Consider the following 17,567-nt stretch of genomic DNA (forward strand, 5'->3'; position numbering starts at 1 on the left):
ATGTCCCGTAAGGCAGAAACGCCTTAATACTCAAACCAAGGAGTTTAACCATGAACAAACTTTTCGTTACCGCCCTGTCCGCCCTCGCCTTGTCCGCCTGCGCCGGCACTTGGCAGGGCGCGAAACAAGACACCGCCCGCAACCTTGACAAAACACAGGCCGCCGCCGAACGCGCCGCCGAACAAACAGGCAACGCCGTCGAAAAAGGCTGGGACAAAACCAAAGAAGCCGTCAAAAAAGGCGGCAATGCCGTCGGACGCGGCATTTCCCATATTGGCGAAAAAATCGAAAACGCCACCGAATAACCGATTCGCGATGCCGTCTGAAACCGTTTCAGACGGCATCGTCAGCACAAGACGCAAACCCATGAAAGCCTTTACCAAAATTACCGCCATCGTCGCCCCGCTCGACCGCAGCAACGTCGATACCGACGCCATCATCCCCAAACAATTTCTGAAATCCATCAAACGCAGCGGCTTCGGCCCTAATGCCTTTGACGAATGGCGTTACCTCGACCACGGCGAACCGGGCATGGATAACAGCAAACGCCCGCTGAACCTCGATTTCTCCCTGAACCAACCACGCTATCAAGGCGCGCAAATCCTGTTGACGCGTAAAAACTTCGGTTGCGGCTCTTCACGTGAACACGCCCCTTGGGCATTGGACGACTACGGCTTCCGCGCCGTCATCGCCCCCAGCTTTGCCGACATCTTCTTCAACAACTGCTACAAAAACGGACTTTTGCCCATCGTGTTGACCGAAGAACAGGTTGACTGGCTTTTCAAAGAAGTCGAAGCCAACGAAGGCTATCGGCTCTCCATCGACCTTGCCGAACAAACCCTGACCACCCCTAGCGGCGAAACATTCACATTCGACATTACCGAACACCGCAAACACTGCCTCTTAAACGGCTTGGACGAAATCGGACTGACCCTGCAACACGCCGACGAAATTCACGCCTTTGAAGAAAAACGCCGCCAAAGCCAGCCTTGGCTGTTTAACGGTTAAAACCTATGCCGTCTGAAGGCCGTTCAGACGGCATTCCTGATAACAATAATTGCTGCGGCTAATGTAAACAGAGGGGCGATAAATTGCTTTCATCTTTTAAGCTGGCTTAGCAACACTCTAAATTAATGCAATAATGCAACTCTCCATTTCAAATAAATTTTTAGATTTTTAATATGCAACAAATTAAATTTATTGACTTATTTTCCGGAATGAGCGGCATCAGGAAAGGATTTGAACAAGCTTGTCGGAAACAGTCGGTTGCTTGCGAATGTGTTTTTACTTCAGAAATCAAACCGGCAGCTTTGGAAGTATTGAAGCAAAACTACCCTGATGAAGTGCCGTATGGAGATATAACGAAAATTGAAACAGGGGATATTCCCGATTTTGACATCCTGTTGGCAGGCTTCCCTTGTCAGGCTTTTTCTTTCGCCGGAAAAAGATTAGGCTTTGAAGATACACGGGGAACGCTTTTCTTTGATGTGGCAAGGATTTTAAAGGCAAAAAAACCAAAAGGTTTTATTTTGGAAAATGTGGAAGGATTGGTGACACACGATAGAAAAGATTCAACACAAAAAATAGGGCGCACCCTGACCGTTATTTTGGAAACCTTGGAAGCATTGGGCTACTATGTTTCTTGGAAAGTTTTAAATGCAAAAGATTTCGGCATTCCCCAAAACAGGAAGCGCATTTATCTGACAGGCAGTTTGAAATCCAAACCCGACTTATCTTTCGAAACAAGCCCAAGTCCGAAATTAAAAAATATTTTGGAATCGGGACTGCCTACTGAAAGCAGCCCTTTCATCAAAAAATTGCTAAAAAAATTTCCCCCGTCCGAACTGTACGGAAAATCAGTAAAAGACAAACGGGGAGGGAAAAACAATATTCACAGTTGGGATATTGAATTAAAAGGCGCAGTAACCGAAGAAGAGAAGCAATTGTTAAATATCCTTCTAAAAGAACGGAGGAAAAAAAAATGGGCTTCAGAAATCGGCATAGATTGGATGGATGGGATGCCTTTGACAAAAGCGCAAATTTCAACTTTCTATAAACACCCCGATCTCCAAAATATTTTGGACAGCCTGACAGATAAAGGCTATTTGGTTTTAGAGCATCCGAAACAAAAAATTGGCGGGCAAAGAATCAAAGATGAATCCCTGCCCAAAGGCTACAATATTGTTTCGGGTAAAAAATCTTTTGAAATCAATAAAATATTAGATCCAAACGATGTTGCGCCAACCTTGGTTGCAATGGATATGGAGCACCTTTTCGTCGTTGACAACGGCGGTTTGCGTACACTTACCGGAAAAGAAGGGTTACGCTTATTCGGCTATCCGGACGATTATTCGTTTGATATTCCCAAAAAAGACAGATGCGATTTATTGGGTAATACCGTTGCCGTCCCTGTGATTAAGGCGGTATCTGAAAGACTCCTGCATACTTTATAAACCGACAGGGATAAAATGATAAAACTTACTGCACAACAAATATTTGATAAGTTGCTGGATGAAGAAAAAATCTTATCGGCTAATGGTCAAATTAGATTTTTCTTAGGCGATGTGGATATTATCGTCAAACAAAAAGATGTTGTCGGCAACATCATTCAGGAATGGCTCGGCGGATGGTTGAGAAAAAGGGAAATTGAATTTGATGTTTCAACCAATACCCAAATGCCTCCCGATTTCTTTTTAAATAAAAAAGACCGCAGCAGAGAATTGTTGGAAGTAAAGGCGTTCAACCGAAATGCCAGCCCGGGTTTTGATATTGCAGATTTTAAAATGTATTCTGATGAAATCATTCATAAGCCCTATATGCTGGATGTAGATTATTTAATATTCGGTTACGATATGGATGACAACGGCAATGTAACCATCAAGGATTTATGGCTTAAAAAAGTATGGCAAATTACCAGAAGCATGGATGGGTGGGCAATTAATCTTCAAGTCAAAAAAGGCGTGGTGCATAAAATCCGCCCGGGTGTTTGGTACAGCATAAATAAAAAGAATATGCCTATGTTTGAATGCTTGGAAGATTTTGTTTCCGCAATTGAAGAAACCGTTTATCAAAACCCGGCAACACGGCATAACGCATCCTTATGGAAAAAGAAATTTGAGGAAGCCTATAAAAAACACTACAACCGATCGATTTCCATACCCCGTTGGCACGAAATTGCACACAAATACAAAAAGAAATAACCCTTCAACCATCAACCCATAAGGAAACTTGAAATGACCAAACATATCGCCATCCTCCGAGGCGACGGCATCGGCCCTGAAATCGTCGCCGAAACCGTCCGCGTACTCGACAAACTGATCGCCCAAGGCTTGGATGCCAACTACGAATACGCACCTTTGGGCGGCGAAGCCTATGACGAATACGGCCATCCTTATCCCGAATTTACGCAAAACCTCTGCCGCAAAGCCGATGCCGTCCTGCTCGGCGCGGTCGGCAGCCCGCAATACGACAATCTAGACCGTCCATTGCGTCCTGAGCGCGGTCTGTTGGCGATTCGTAAGGATTTGAACCTGTTTGCCAATTTGCGCCCCGCCATCCTCTATCCCGAGCTAGCCAACGCCTCCACGCTCAAGCCTGAAATCGTTGCCGGTTTGGATATTTTGATTGTGCGCGAACTGACCGGCGATATTTATTTCGGCGAACCGCGCGGCATCCGCGTTCTGGAAAACGGCGAACGTGAAGGCTACAACACCATGAAATACAGCGAAAGCGAAATCCGCCGTATTGCCCACGTTGCCTTCCAATCCGCCCAAAAACGCAGCAAAAAAGTCTGCTCCGTAGGCAAAGCCAACGTTTTGGAAACCACCGAACTGTGGCGTGAAATCTTTGAAGAAATCGGCAAACAATATCCCGATGTCGAGCTTTCCCATATGTACGTCGACAACGCCGCCATGCAGCTCGTACGCGCGCCCAAACAATTTGACGTGATTGCCACCGGCAACATCTTCGGTGACATTCTGTCTGATGAAGCCTCCATGCTGACCGGCTCCATCGGTATGCTGCCTTCCGCTTCTTTGGACGAAAACGGCAAAGGCCTGTACGAACCGTCTCACGGCTCCGCCCCCGACATCGCCGGACAAAACAAAGCCAACCCACTGGCCACCATCCTCTCACTTGCCATGCTGCTGCGTTACAGCCTGAACGACGAAGTCCGCGCGCAACAAGTCGAAAACGCCGTCCAAAAAGTGCTGCAACAAGGCTTGCGCACCGGCGACATTTACGAAGAAGGCACGAAACTCGTTTCCTGCTCCGAAATGGGCGATGCAGTACTCGCCGCCTTGTAAAAGGCCGTCTGAAAACCCAAAGCGCGGACGACTCCGCGCTTTTTTCATTAGGGCTGTCGACATTTAATTTTCCCGGTGGATTTTTGTTTGCAACGCGGAAGATTCAAGGCGTAAACCGTAACAAGGTTGGATACCTGGTAAGAATTTCCAACGCAGAAGATGTCGCTTTAGGGATAAAAAAACACTGAAACGATTGAATATCGACAGCTCCCAGTATTGCCCTTCTCAGGTTTCAGACGACCCCATCATCAAATCAAGGTAAATCCACCGTTCGCCCTTAAGAAATGATATGCATTCTTTCCTATGTTAAGATAAGCATCTTTACAGCCTCACACAAAGGAAAGAATCATGAAAAAAATCATCTTCGCCGCGCTCGCAGCAGCAACCATCGGTACTGTCTCCGCCGCCACCTACAAAGTAGACGAATATCACGCCAACGCCCGTTTCTCCATCGACCATTTCAACACCAGCACCAACGTCGGCGGTTTTTACGGTCTGACCGGTTCCGTTGAGTTCGACCAAGCAAAACGCGACGGTAAAATCGACATCACCATCCCCGTTGCCAACCTGCAAAGCGGTTCGCAACACTTTACCGACCACCTGAAATCAGCCGATATCTTCGATGCCGCCCAATATCCTAACATCCGCTTCGTTTCCACCAAATTCAACTTCAACGGCAAAAAACTGGTTTCCGTTGACGGCAACCTGACCATGCACGGTAAAACCGCTCCCGTCAAACTCAAAGCCGAAAAATTCAACTGCTACCAAAGCCCGATGTTGAAAACCGAAGTTTGCGGCGGCGATTTCAGCACCACCATCGACCGCACCAAATGGGGCGTGGACTACCTCGTTAACGCCGGTATGACCAAAAGCGTCCGCATCGACATCCAAATCGAGGCAGCCAAACAATAAATCTTGATACGAGTCAATAAAAATGCCGTCTGAAATATTTCAGACGGCATTTTTATTTTCATCATAACAAATTTGCTATATCATAAGCAGCCGCGACCTGCAGGCCAAAGACGTTTTGGGCGACGGCGACGTGCTGACCGCCCATGATTTGAAAACCAAACGCGCCGTCTCACTCGGTCAGACTTTGGAAAAAGTCGGCGGCGTACAAAACGCCGGTTTCGGCCCCAACACCGGTCTGCCTCAAATCCGCAGCTTGAGCGGTTCGCGCGTCTATATCAGCGAAAACGGCATGGGTGTGTCCGATATGGCCGCAATCAGCGGCAACCTGCCGACCATGGTCAACCCGTTTTTAGCAGATAAAATTACGGTTTTGAAATCCTCAGCGGCAGTCCTGTACGGCGGCAACGCCATCGGCGGAGCGGTTGATGTCGATACCGGCATCATCCCGCACAAACTGCCGGAACAAGACTTCGGCGGCAAAATCGAATTGAGCGGCGGCTACAACACCCCGCACAACGAAGCCTTCCGTTTCGACGGCAAGACCGGTAATTTCGCATGGCATCTTGATGCTTCCAACAGCCAAATTTCAGGCTACCGCATCCCCGGCTCAAGCAAGCCCGACTTGTGCTACGACCCGGCGAACCGCCTCAACTCGCGCCTGATGTGGTCTTGCCAGATTACTCCCGTTATTACTGAAGAATTGAACCCGGGCTATTACCGATATGTTCACAAAGGTGGCAGAGCATGGCTGAATGAGTTGGAGAAAAAGTACGGCGAACACCTCGATGATTCAGAAATGTACAAGTTGAACAAACCTTCATGGGGCAATTCTGCAGATTGGATTGACAATCCGCTTTACGACGGTTCGAAAGAGTTCCGTAAAACCACCGTCCACGCCATGCGCGACGATACGCCCGTCCGCGAAGGCCGCCTGGGCAACAGCAGCCTGAAAAACCGCAGCGTTTCATTCGGCGGCAGCTATATCGGCGAGAGAGGCCACATCGGTGCCGCTGTCAGCCGCAGCCTGTACCATTCCGGTATTCCCGGTTTCTCCTATTACAATATCGACGGCAACGGCAACCGCAAACTTGCCGCCGAACCCGCATCCGTCTATTCTCAGCAAACACGCTGGCTTGTGGACGCACTTTACCGTCCGCAATCCTCTTGGGTGGACAACGTCAGCTTCCTGACCTCATACACCGATACGCCGAATACCGAACTCTTGGGCTCGACCAAGGTTAACAGCCTCGACAGCCGTACCCTCCAAAACCGTATCGAGCTGAACCACCACTTCTCCTCCCTGTTTAACGGTAGCATAGGGGCCGACTACAAACGCCGCCATACCGAATCTTCGGGCTTGAACGGCAAACGTACCGGCAATTATTCCTACCTGCCCGATACGAACAGTCGTGAATACGGCATATTTGTCTTGGAAAACCTCAAATACCGCAACTATGAAGCCTCGCTCGGTTGGCGTTATGGCAATGTCCGCCACGGCCTTGACTTGGGCAGCTACAAAACAGCCCGTAATACTGGTTCCAAAAAAGGATCTGAGCAACGGAGCAGCCTCAAATACAGCCTCAACAGCTTCCATGCGTCAACCGGTTGGAAACCCCTTTCGTTTTGGAAAATAAATGCCCGTTACAGCCGCTCCCAACGCGCGCCGGAAATTAACGAACTCTATGCAAGCGGCAGCCATTATGCGCAACTTGCTTCGGAAAATCATTTTTCCGATTCCGTCTTACGTCCGGAAACTGCCAGAACATGGGAATTCGGCAACGAATTCGCGTGGAACGGCGGCAAACTCCGCGCCAACTATTACCAAACCCGATTCAACGACTACATTTATCTGTCTGACTCTGCACATGACGGCGGCGACCACCTGCCGACCAAATACTGGCGTGCGGCAGATACCCGCATCCAAGGTTTGGAAATCGAGCTGACCCAACTTTTCGACCTGAAACAATACGGACAACTCGAACTGCGCCTGTTTGCCGACAGGGTCCGCAATCATGCCGACGACAAAGACAGTAGGAATGCGGACTCAAACCGCCTGCGCAATGACGGCTACTATATGCCCAACCTGCCTGTTTCCCGCTACGGGCTGGGTGCAAGCTGGAACAAAGGAGCATGGCAAATCGGCAGCAGCCTGACCCGCTACGCCGCTGCCAAACACACTGGAAACATGGCTGCAGCATACAAAGAACCCTCACTCGGCTCCTACGCCCTGCTCGATGCCTATGTCAGCCATACGCAAAAACACGGCAGATACAGCACAGAATGGTTCTTGGACGGCCGAAACCTGACCAACCGTACCGCGCGCGCGCAAAACTCCATACTCAAATACATTGCGCCGCTGCCCGGACGTTCCATCCGCACCGGTGTGAAAATTTCGCTGTAAACATCAAATACCGCCTGTAAACGAAATGCCGTCTGAACATTCTTCAGACGGCATTGATTTATTTCAAACACCGATACGGCGTTTAATCTGCCACTTTTTTCAATTCTGCACGCATATCACCGATAACCGCCTTGTAATCCGGTTTGCCGAAAATCGCAGAACCTGCCACAAAGGTATCTGCGCCGGCTTGAGCAACGGCGGCGATATTGTCGGTTTTGATGCCGCCGTCCACTTCAATGGCAATACGTCTGCCGCTTTTCTCTTCATAGCGGTCAAGCATGGCGCGAACCTGTCTGATTTTTTCCAAAGTGTGCGGAATGAAGCTCTGACCGCCGAACCCGGGGTTGACCGACATCAGCAAAACCATATCCAGCCTGTCCAACACGTTTTCCAACACATATACGGGCGTTGCCGGATTCAACACCAGCCCCGCCTGACAGCCCATATCCCGAATCAGGCTCAAGCTGCGGTCGATATGGCGGCTCGCTTCGGGATGGAACGTGATGATCGATGCTCCTGCTTTGGCAAACGACTGAATCAGGTCGTCAACGGGTTCGACCATCAGATGCACATCGATCGGCACGCCCGCATAAGGCTTCAATGCCGCGCAAACCATAGGGCCGAAAGTCAGGTTCGGCACATAATGGTTGTCCATCACGTCAAAATGGATCAGATCTGCACCCGCCGCAATGACGCTTTCCACCTCTTCGCCAAGCCGTGCAAAATCTGCCGATAAAATGCTGGGTGCGATACGGTAAGTAGTCATGTTTTTTCCTTCAATATCCTTTTATAGTGGATTAACAAAAATCAGGACAAGGCGACGAAGCCGCAGACAGTACAGATAGTACGGCAAGGCGAGGCAACGCCGTACTGGTTTTTGTTAATCCACTATACGTTCCGATTCCGCCGTTATGTCTGCCTGCCGGACATACGTACGCATTATTAACAAAAGTTAACCGCGATAATACCATCTTTCACACGTCAATCTAGTATATTTCCTAAAATTTCCAACAAGAGGAAAAGCCGTGCCACTGCCCGTTTCCAGCCATTTTGCCAAACCTGTTGCCTCTTTTTTCGGTATGGCTTTGCTTTCCTGTCAGATTTCCTACGCCGCGCCGTCTTATATTTCCCTAACCGATTTCCAACCGAACTGCGACATACGCCGGCTTGAGCTTAGCCAAGAGCAGCGCAACGACCTGCGTAAAATCCGCGCCGCTTTCAAGCTGGCAAACGACAAAGCCAAACTCAAAGGCATACGCTCCGAACGCAGCCGCCGCCAAGCCATTGTCGGAATCATCTCTTCAGATGCTTTCGACCGCAGCGAAGCACGCGGTTATGTCGAAAGCCGATACCACTCCAGCATGGATTTTGCGGTGGACGAGTTGGAAATCCAACACCGTTTCTTCCATATCCTCACACCTCAACAGCAGCAAATGTGGCTTTCTTCCTGCCTCAAATAATCCCCGAAACGCTCACGGCGCACGTTGCTCCGGCAGCCTGCCCGCCCAGTCGCAGGCAAACTGCCAAGCGGAACGTCCCGAGCGGTTGCCCCGCATCTGCGCCCACTGCAACGCCGCCGTCCGGGCGGCTTCGTCATATGGCACATCAAAATCTTCCAACCAGCTTTGCACTGCCGACAGATAATCGTTTTGATCGAACGGATAAAAGCTGAGCCACAATCCGAAACGGTCGGACAAAGATACTTTTTCTTCCACCGCTTCTTTCTGATGGATTTCTCCGCGCACGCCTGTCGTACCTGCGTTTTCATCAAAATATTCCGGCATCAGGTGCCGTCTGTTGGAAGTCGCGTACACCAGCACGTTGGCGCAACGTTGGGACAAACCGCCGTCCAACGCGGTTTTCAATGCCTTATAGGTTTCGTCGCCGCTTTCAAATGACAAATCGTCGCAAAATACAATGAATTTTTCCGGGCGTTCCTTCAAAAGCGTCAACAGATACGGCAGGCCGATCAAATCGCTTTTATCGACTTCGATCAGGCGCAACCCCTTATCCGCATATTCGTGCAGCAGGGCTTTGACCAGCGAGGATTTGCCTGTTCCGCGTGCGCCGCTCATCAATACGTTGTTCGCGGGTCTGCCGGCTATGAACTGTTCGGTATTACGCACCAGCAATTCGGTCTGCCTGCCGACGCCGGCAAGCCGCGACAAAGGGAAAACGTGCGGATCGGGCAAGTGTTCCAAAAAACCTTTTTTGCCCGCACTCTGCCAGCGGAAGGCAAGCGCGTTCCAATCCGTATGCCCGGGTTCGGGCGGAAGCACGGCATCCAAACGCCGCAAAACGGCATAGGCTTTATCGAGAAATTCGTTCAATTCCATCTCTACCTCACTTTGCATATCTTTGCGCCATCAGCCGTTCGACGGTATCGACGATTGCCTGCGTATTCGGATCGATTTCGATGTTGATCCTGTCTCCGGCCTTTCTGCTGCCGAACAGCGTCCGTTCCAAAGTTTCAGGAATCAGATGGACATTGAAACGGCTGTCTTCGACTTTGCCTATGGTCAGGCTGCAACCGTCCAAGCCGACGAACCCTTTGGTCAGGATATAGGGTTTGAGTTCGTACGGGAGCGCAAACCAAACCGTGCGGTTGAACCCGTCCTGTTCAATTTCGACAATGGGCACGGTTGCCATAATGTGTCCGCTCATGACGTGTCCGCCGATTTCGTCGCCGAAACGCGCCGCCCGTTCGATGTTGACGCAATCGCCTTCCTTTAACAGCCCCAAATTGGTTTTTGCCAAAGTTTCCGCCATTAAATCGAAGCTGACGCGGTTTCCTTCGATTTCGGTAATCGTCAGGCAGCAGCCGTTGTTGGCGACCGATGCGCCGCGTTGCAGATTGTCCGCCGCCTCTTGCGGAAGCTCGACGACATAAGTCTGAAACGCCTCCGACGGGCGGTGGATTGCCGTCAGTTTTCCCAATCCTTGAACAATGCCTGTAAACATAATCCTGTTTCCCTATGTCGGTAAAATAGTGCAAATTGTAGCATTTCCCCGCGAAAAATGCCGTCTGAAACGCCTTCAGACGGCATTGTGCCTCCGGTTCGGGCAAAAACCGCCCAGTACGGCCTGACTTTTCCTTTCAGCGCCGGTCGGCAGTGTTGCCCTTATCCCTCCTGCAAATCGGTTTGCGTGTTCAAGTCGGCAAAATGCCCGTCAAACTCGAATCTGACCGGCCGCGCCCTTTGCTGCTGCAACCAGCTCCTCAATGTTTTCATACCCGAAAACAGATAAGGAATCGCGCTTTGCAGAATTTGCGGACGGATATACATAATGTTGTAGTACATCGTTACCGGCGTTTCCACATAAAACGCATTGCACAACGGTGTGCGTTTGGAGACGCTTTCAAAGCACGCGACCAAATCGTCCGGCAGATACGGCATATCGCACGGCACAACCAAAAGCCAGTCGGCAGTCGCCAACTGCAAATCGTTGGCTGCGGTACACAATGCCGAAAGCGGGCCGAAATGCTGCCACTGCCGCGCATCGGGAAAAACGTGCGGGCTGCGGCGGGCATATTCTTCCAAATTCCGGTTGGTACTGATGGCGATATGGCTGACCTGCGGCCTGACCCTGTCGATGACATGGTCTATCAGTGCCTTACCGCCCAAAAGAGCAAGCCCCTTGTCCTCGCCTCCCATACGGCTCGCCTGCCCACCGGCCAGTATCAGAGCAAAAGTTTTCATTGCGGATGTTCTCTTGGAAAAGTTCGAGGTTTTCATGATTGCAGTCTGCTGTTTCCAATAGTTCAAAATGCCGTCTGAAGCAGACGGCAAATAAATTCATATTATTTGAATTTTATCATAACATGATTTAACACTGAAGCGGTACGGATTAAGTTTTCCTTAACCAATTCTTTCTGAGCAGTTGTATCTAATCCCAAAGAATGATATTGTTTGCATTATTTGGAACAATTTTTCGCCGAGCATGATACTGCCAGCCCGTTTTTCAGACGGCATCAGCCTTTCCCTTCGCCTGAAACTCCTGACCGGACTGTGGGTCGGGTTGGCGGCACTGTCTGTCGTTTTGACACTGCTGCTCTCTTTGCGCTTGGAAAACGCGGCCTCCGTCATCGAAGAGGCGGGCAACTTGAGAATGCAGGCATACCGTCTGGCATACATGGCGGGTGAAGGCTCGCCCCGCGCACAAATCGACAATCAGATTGCCGAATTTGAAAAAAGTTTAAAACGCATTGCCCAAAGCGATGCCATCCATCCGCTGATTCCCTCCGACACCCCCCTTGCCTACGATTTGATACAATCCATGCTGATTATCGACTGGCAGGCAAACATCCTTCCCTCGCTGCAGGCCTACCGCCGCCCGACACAAGTCGAACTTTACCGCTTTGCCGGCAATATCGAACTGTTTTTGCAGGCATTGGAAAATGCCAACGAAAAAAACACATGGTGGCTCAGGCGGTTTCAATGGGCGATTATGCTGATGACGCTGGTGTCGTCTGTACTGATGCTTTTTTGGCATCAAATCTGGGTTATCCGCCCGCTTCAGGCATTGGGAGAAGGTGCGGAACGTATCGGTCAGCGGCATTTCGACATCCCTGTTCCCGAAGACGGTACGCCCGAATTCAAACAGGTCGGCCGCTGTTTCAACCAAATGGGCGGCAAACTCAAAGCCCTGTACGACAATTTGGAAGGGCAGGTTGCCGAACAAACCCACAACCTTGAAAAGCAAAACCGCAACCTGACCCTGCTGTACCGGACCACGCGCGACCTGCATCAATCCTATACGCCGCGACAGGCGGCGGAAGAATTTTTGAACCACATCCTGCCCGCCGTCGGCGCGCAATCCGGCAGCATCTACCTGGAAAACGGTTCAGACACAGACATTTCCGTCCATACGGCCGAACACGGCAAAAAGCCCCCTTTGGAAAAATACCATGACGAAACCTTCCCCATCGAATATCAAAACGAGAAACTGGGTATGCTTTCGCTCAGCTTTTCAGACGGCATTTCCCTCACCGGAGACGACCGCACACTGCTTCAAACACTGATTCGGCAATTGGGTGTATCGCTTGCCGGTGCGAAACAGGAAGAAGAAAAACGCCTACTTGCGGTATTGCAGGAACGCAGCCTGATTGCACAGGGGCTGCACGACAGCATCGCACAAGCATTAACGTTCCTGAACCTACAGGTACAGATGCTGGAAACCGCCTTTGCCGAAAACAAACGGGAGGAAGCCGCAGAAAACATCGGCTTCATCAAAACAGGCGTGCAGGAATGTTATGAAGATGTCCGCGAACTGCTGCTCAACTTCCGTACCAAAATCAGCAACAAAGAATTTCCAGAAGCCGTTGCCGACCTGTTCGCGCGCTTCACGCAACAGACCGGCACGACTATCGAAACCGCTTGGAAAAACGGCACGCACCTGCCTACACAGGACGAGCAGCTCCAAATGATTTTCATCCTTCAAGAAAGCCTGTCCAACATCCGCAAACACGCCCGCGCCACCCATGTAAAATTCACCCTTTCCGAACACGGCGGACGCTTTACCATGACCATCCAAGACAACGGACAAGGTTTCGACACGGAGAAAATAGGAGAACCTACGGGCAGCCATGTCGGGCTGCACATCATGCAGGAGCGTGCCAAGCGCATCCGTGCCGTTTTAGAAATCCGTTCCCAAGCCCAACAGGGAACCACCGTCTCACTGACGGGCGCACCCAAAGAAAGCCTACTATGACCATCAAAATCATCCTGATAGACGACCACACCCTCTTCCGCAGCGGCATCAAAGCCCTTTTGTCGCGCCAACACGGTTTTGAAGTCATCGGCGAAGCCGCAGACGGCCTTTCAGGCATCAAAATGATCAGCCGGCTGCAACCCGATGTCGTCCTGCTTGACCTTGATATGCCCGGTATGAACGGACGCGAAGCACTCTCCCAAATCATCAGCATCAATCCGCAACAGGCAGTGATTATGCTGACCGTTTCCGAAGACAACGACGATTTGACCGAATGTATGCGCATCGGCGCGCGCGGCTACCTGCTGAAAAACATCAACGCCGACTTTCTGCTCGAAAGCATACGCAAAGCCGCAGAAGGCGATAATGTATTCTCGCCCGAGATGACCGCCAAACTCGTCAAAAGCCTGATTTCCCCGCAACCCGCCCACGGGACGCAGCCGCTCTCCTCACTTACCCCTCGTGAACTGGAAATCTTGGGCTATCTCGCCGCAGGACACAGCAACAAAATCATCGCCCGCCACCTCGATCTTGCCGAATCCACCGTCAAAGTCCACGTTCAAAACCTGCTCCGCAAACTCAACCTCAGCAGCCGTGTACAGGCCGCCGTTTACGCCATCCGGCACAACGTCCCCCAACCTGTGCTGGAATAGGCGTTCAGACGGCATCGGGTCCGGAAGGAAAGCAATGCGCCCCTTTGACGGGGTGCAATATATAAGGGACGGCATCCGGTGTGCCGTCCCTTTAAGTACGCCATTACCGCCGCCCCGAACGGGATGGCAGGCGGTTTATTTCCAAGAATATTTCATCCCCGCAGTGCCTTGGCAGCCGTGATGTTTGTTGCTGCCGAATGATTTTCCGCAACGGGCATCGGCATAAAGGTAAGTATTTTCACTTAAGGAGAATTGAGTGCCCAAGCCTAATTCCCACCAAGTGCGGGCAAACTTCCCGGCTAATTTGTCCGACCCGATTAATGCGTTGCCCCTTGCTTTAAAATCGTGCCAAATATTGCCGGTAAAATAATAGGTGCGCGTGCGTTGCTTATCGTTCGGTTGGTTATGCGCCAAACGGAAACCGACACGGCCGCGCAAACCGTAACCTTTTTGCGAAACGGAACGGGTGCCGTCGTTAAAGTTGCCTAAGCGCAAATATTGTGCAATCAGTTGCGTTTGCGGCTCTAAAATCCAGCTATCCCCGTTGTTGGTTTTATCTTTACCTAAGGCGTAAGGGCGGCCGGTTTCCACTGAAAGGGCTGCACCCCAGCCGTGATTTCTCGCACCTGTGCCGTCAACCGCAGAATAACGGTTATTTAACCAAGAGAATTGCCCCACCCAGTCGATGTAAGTGCCATTTTCATTGTAACGCGTATCGGTTACGCCAAGATTAAGTGCGGTAGTTTTTACGTGGGAAGTTAATTTATCTGCAATCACGATGCCGTTTTTCGCGCGGTATTCATCATAGAATTTGCTGTGAGAACGTAATGCGCCGAAATACAAGCCGGTAAAACGCCGGGTAAGTTTGCCCTCATCATCTTGTTTGGTTTTAACATCAAAATCGTGTCCCACTTGGAAGCCGTACATATTGGTTTTGAAACCAAAACGTTCTTTTCCATCGAGTTTGAGGTGTTTGCCGATTACGCGCCCCCAAGATTGTTTTTCCACATCTTGCCAATAACTGCCTTGCTTGTCCCAAGAAAGGGTTTGGTTTTCGCCACGGCGTTGGTGGAGCGTATCCAGCATCACATAGCCTGATTCCAAGTTTTGACGCGGAACGAGCGTATAAGCCGGCGCGCTTGGCGTGATGATGGTTTTATCTTGATTCGGCGTGGTTAAAGTCCAGAAGTATTCTGTCGCGCCTGCCTCATCTTTGCGTGAAACCAATTGCAATTCCCCCGCCCCTGTGGTTTTTGCTGTACCGGTAAAGGTTGAGCGCGTATTGTAAGCGTAAGGTTTGGTTGCATCCGTAGAATTTATTTCACCGTTTGCTGTTCCTTTGTCATCGCCTAAAACTTTAATAACAGGGACACTACGTTTGTAGCGATCGGCAAGTTCGCCGATTGAGCCATCAATAACATTTTCAGTACCATCTGTTTTAACGGCTTTAACAGTCGTATTACCGGAGGCATCACCCGTAATCGTTAATAAATCTGATTCTGAATTTGCACCGAGATAATTTCCCGGGGTATTCCATTTGGTGTTTACTTCTAACACGCCGTTATTACCAACATAATCCCCTTCAATGGTCAGTTTGTCTGCATAGGATTGATTCGCGAGGGTGATGATACCGCCATTGGTGAATGTTCCCTTTTCAAATACAGAAGTTGTACCAGATAAAGAAATGACTTGATCAGATAGGGTCAGCGTGCCGCCTGATAGCAATGTAGTCCCTTCGGGGGTTGTTAATGACGTGCCTTTTTCAAGGTTAAACTTTGCCTTTGTCAGTTTTACCGTTCCAATATCCGATGTGTATTCTATTGTCCCGTTCGCAATTTTTAGCACGCCGTCTGTAATAGGGAGTGTCAACTTAAATGGTTTTTCTGTCCCATCAGGCTTAATGAGTGTGCCGGATGCGTTAAATAATAATCCTTCCGGAACGGTAATGGTTCCATCGGTAATTTTTTTACTGATGCTTGCATTGCTGTGATTATGTATTAATTGAATTTTATAGTCGGTGCCTGCCCCTGCCGCATTTTTTGAAGCATCCAGTACCCCACCATTGGCAAGATTCACATCATAAGCGGTCGCACGTTGGACAGCTTCATCGGCTTTCGGTGCCAATTCCCAAGTTGCTTTATGATCAACGACAACATTAAGCTTAGAGCTTAAGCCCGCCCTTGAATGCTGATGCGTCAGGCCGACTGCTTTTGCCTGATTATCCAGCGTAAAAGTGAGATCTGAGGCTTTGGTTTTTGCTAATTTTGTTTCAGCCAACCAACCTTTGTTTGCCGCCCTTGCTTCAGATTGCTCACCTTTTAATAAGAATTTTGCATTTTCAGCAACAAATTCCCCATTGTTAAACCAGCTGGCGACGCGGCTTCCTGCAACAGATACCGCAATGCTGTTTACATGCTTGGCATCCGCGACAATCAATGAGGCATTTTCAGAAGCGGTTGAAATTTTAGTATTATTTAACCGCACTTCTTGATCTTTGTTTGGTTCGTTACGAGATACGTCATCACTAATCGGAAAACCGAAACCACGATAAGTTACTCTCGTTTCATAGTCTTGCGTATCAAATACAACAGCGGAATTACCCGACTTGATTGTTCCTGTGCTGGTTTTACTATCCGCGATTAAACGAGATTTTGTGCCGAATAAACGCACTGTAGCCGAATCCTTCGTCTCGGAAGTATCCAGCTCCATTTTGCCTGTCGAGTTGATTACCGCACCTTTGTAATCATTAGGTTTATCTGTGTTAGGTAATTCCGGTTTGCCGATTTTCAGTGCTGCGGAATGTTTGCCATTCGCTTTTACAGTGATTTTGCTGTCTTTTAAATTGGCTTCCGCGCCGTCGCCTGCAATGTAGATACCCACTAAATAATCGCCAATTTTTTTGGTTGATTTATCTTCAACGCTAATGGTTAATAATTCTTTAGAATTTAAAATAGGGATTGAATGAGCGGAGTCTTTTCGATAGATCCTAATCCCTGAAAGTTGATGACCGGTGTTAGCTGTAGCACCGTTATAGCTCATAGAACCAAGAATAGTACCCGAGGTATTATCTACTGTAATTGTTGCATTATCTTTTAATGTTAAAACAGTCTCATTTTTACCACTACCATTATGATCATACCCAACCGCAATGCCATAAGCAGCATTGGAATCTGGGGACTTATTAGGATTTCCTTCACTGGCTAAAGTAACAGCAATATCGGTTTTTCCTTGAATTTCTTCGCTGCGATCGCCACGAATGATAATGGCTTTAGGATAAGTGTGTATTGAAGGATTTGCAGGCGTAACCGTGATATTTACATCACCGGTAACGGTGTTCTCGGTATCGCTCACTTCGTGAACCGGACCTTCACCGGAAATTTGTTTATTTTCGTTAATACTGGAATATTGAGCTGAAAAAGCTGTTGCAGAAAGAGAAGAAATCAAAATGCTCAAAAGCGTTTTGCGATAGGGAAATGGTTTCATAAGGGAGCCCGTAATTTCAGAACATAAAGATAAGTAAAAATTGATGTCAATCATTTTAATAAGAATGAACTTACTAAAATTTTACCCCCCCCCCGAATATGG

Annotated in this window: 15 protein-coding genes; 10 read left to right on the forward strand and 5 right to left on the reverse strand. The window is 49.3% G+C overall.

What is annotated here, in order from left to right; genetic code table 11:
• The first annotated feature begins 50 nt into the window (after positions 1-50).
• From Q3O06_RS02385 to Q3O06_RS02415, 7 genes are all read left to right on the forward strand, one after another.
• A complete protein-coding gene (locus Q3O06_RS02385; RefSeq protein WP_118792617.1) occupies positions 51-305 on the forward strand; it encodes a hypothetical protein in 255 nt (84 codons plus the stop codon).
• Between the two features lie 61 nt (positions 306-366).
• Entirely contained in the window at positions 367-1,008 is a 642-nt protein-coding gene (gene leuD / locus Q3O06_RS02390) for a 3-isopropylmalate dehydratase small subunit (protein WP_118792721.1), read from the forward strand.
• A 173-nt stretch (positions 1,009-1,181) separates the two neighbouring features.
• On the forward strand, positions 1,182-2,453 hold the full coding sequence (locus Q3O06_RS02395; RefSeq protein ID WP_003688809.1) for a DNA cytosine methyltransferase: 1,272 nt from the start codon (positions 1,182-1,184) through the stop codon (positions 2,451-2,453).
• Positions 2,454-2,468: 15 nt separating this feature from the next.
• On the forward strand, positions 2,469-3,200 hold the full coding sequence (locus Q3O06_RS02400; protein ID WP_118811655.1) for an NgoBV family restriction endonuclease: 732 nt from the start codon (positions 2,469-2,471) through the stop codon (positions 3,198-3,200).
• Positions 3,201-3,233: 33 nt separating this feature from the next.
• The gene (gene leuB / locus Q3O06_RS02405; protein WP_301817471.1) at positions 3,234-4,304 is read left to right on the forward strand and encodes a 3-isopropylmalate dehydrogenase; all 1,071 of its coding nucleotides are present in this window, start codon (positions 3,234-3,236) and stop codon (positions 4,302-4,304) included.
• A gap of 348 nt (positions 4,305-4,652) precedes the next feature.
• The gene (locus tag Q3O06_RS02410) at positions 4,653-5,216 is read left to right on the forward strand and encodes a YceI family protein (protein ID WP_301817473.1); all 564 of its coding nucleotides are present in this window, start codon (positions 4,653-4,655) and stop codon (positions 5,214-5,216) included.
• Positions 5,217-5,331: 115 nt separating this feature from the next.
• Positions 5,332-7,617 (forward strand): TonB-dependent receptor, encoded by a 2,286-nt coding sequence (locus Q3O06_RS02415; protein WP_301817474.1) that lies wholly within the window; start codon positions 5,332-5,334, stop codon positions 7,615-7,617.
• Positions 7,618-7,699: 82 nt separating this feature from the next.
• Here the strand turns inward: Q3O06_RS02415 and rpe are convergent, their stop codons facing one another.
• Positions 7,700-8,383 (reverse strand): ribulose-phosphate 3-epimerase, encoded by a 684-nt coding sequence (rpe, locus tag Q3O06_RS02420; protein ID WP_301817476.1) that lies wholly within the window; start codon positions 8,381-8,383, stop codon positions 7,700-7,702.
• Between the two features lie 259 nt (positions 8,384-8,642).
• On the opposite strand from rpe, the gene Q3O06_RS02425 reads away from it, so the two are divergent.
• The gene (locus tag Q3O06_RS02425) at positions 8,643-9,077 is read left to right on the forward strand and encodes a Spy/CpxP family protein refolding chaperone (protein WP_118792622.1); all 435 of its coding nucleotides are present in this window, start codon (positions 8,643-8,645) and stop codon (positions 9,075-9,077) included.
• A gap of 12 nt (positions 9,078-9,089) precedes the next feature.
• Here Q3O06_RS02425 and Q3O06_RS02430 read toward each other — a convergent pair whose 3' ends face one another.
• The 3 genes from Q3O06_RS02430 to Q3O06_RS02440 all read right to left on the reverse strand — a co-directional run bounded on the left by Q3O06_RS02430 (position 9,090) and on the right by Q3O06_RS02440 (position 11,354).
• Positions 9,090-9,953 carry an ATP-binding protein gene (locus tag Q3O06_RS02430; RefSeq protein ID WP_118792623.1) on the reverse strand — a complete coding sequence of 288 codons (864 nt, stop codon included), beginning with the start codon at positions 9,951-9,953 and terminating at the stop codon, positions 9,090-9,092.
• A gap of 7 nt (positions 9,954-9,960) precedes the next feature.
• On the reverse strand, positions 9,961-10,578 hold the full coding sequence (locus Q3O06_RS02435; protein WP_301817478.1) for a riboflavin synthase subunit alpha: 618 nt from the start codon (positions 10,576-10,578) through the stop codon (positions 9,961-9,963).
• Between the two features lie 161 nt (positions 10,579-10,739).
• Positions 10,740-11,354 (reverse strand): molybdenum cofactor guanylyltransferase, encoded by a 615-nt coding sequence (locus Q3O06_RS02440; RefSeq protein ID WP_301817529.1) that lies wholly within the window; start codon positions 11,352-11,354, stop codon positions 10,740-10,742.
• A 205-nt stretch (positions 11,355-11,559) separates the two neighbouring features.
• On the opposite strand from Q3O06_RS02440, the gene Q3O06_RS02445 reads away from it, so the two are divergent.
• The gene (locus Q3O06_RS02445) at positions 11,560-13,329 is read left to right on the forward strand and encodes a histidine kinase (RefSeq protein ID WP_301817479.1); all 1,770 of its coding nucleotides are present in this window, start codon (positions 11,560-11,562) and stop codon (positions 13,327-13,329) included.
• Positions 13,326-13,982, forward strand: coding sequence for a response regulator (locus Q3O06_RS02450; RefSeq protein WP_301817480.1), 657 nt, complete (start codon positions 13,326-13,328; stop codon positions 13,980-13,982). The genes Q3O06_RS02445 and Q3O06_RS02450 overlap by 4 nt, the downstream gene beginning before the upstream one ends.
• Before the next feature lie 135 nt (positions 13,983-14,117).
• Here Q3O06_RS02450 and Q3O06_RS02455 read toward each other — a convergent pair whose 3' ends face one another.
• Complete coding sequence (locus Q3O06_RS02455; RefSeq protein ID WP_301817481.1) at positions 14,118-17,465, reverse strand: autotransporter family protein; 3,348 nt, start codon at positions 17,463-17,465, stop codon at positions 14,118-14,120.
• Positions 17,466-17,567 lie beyond the last annotated feature (102 nt).

Source organism: Neisseria maigaei (assembly GCF_958267405.1).
Classification (GTDB): Bacteria; Pseudomonadota; Gammaproteobacteria; order Burkholderiales; family Neisseriaceae; genus Neisseria; species Neisseria bergeri.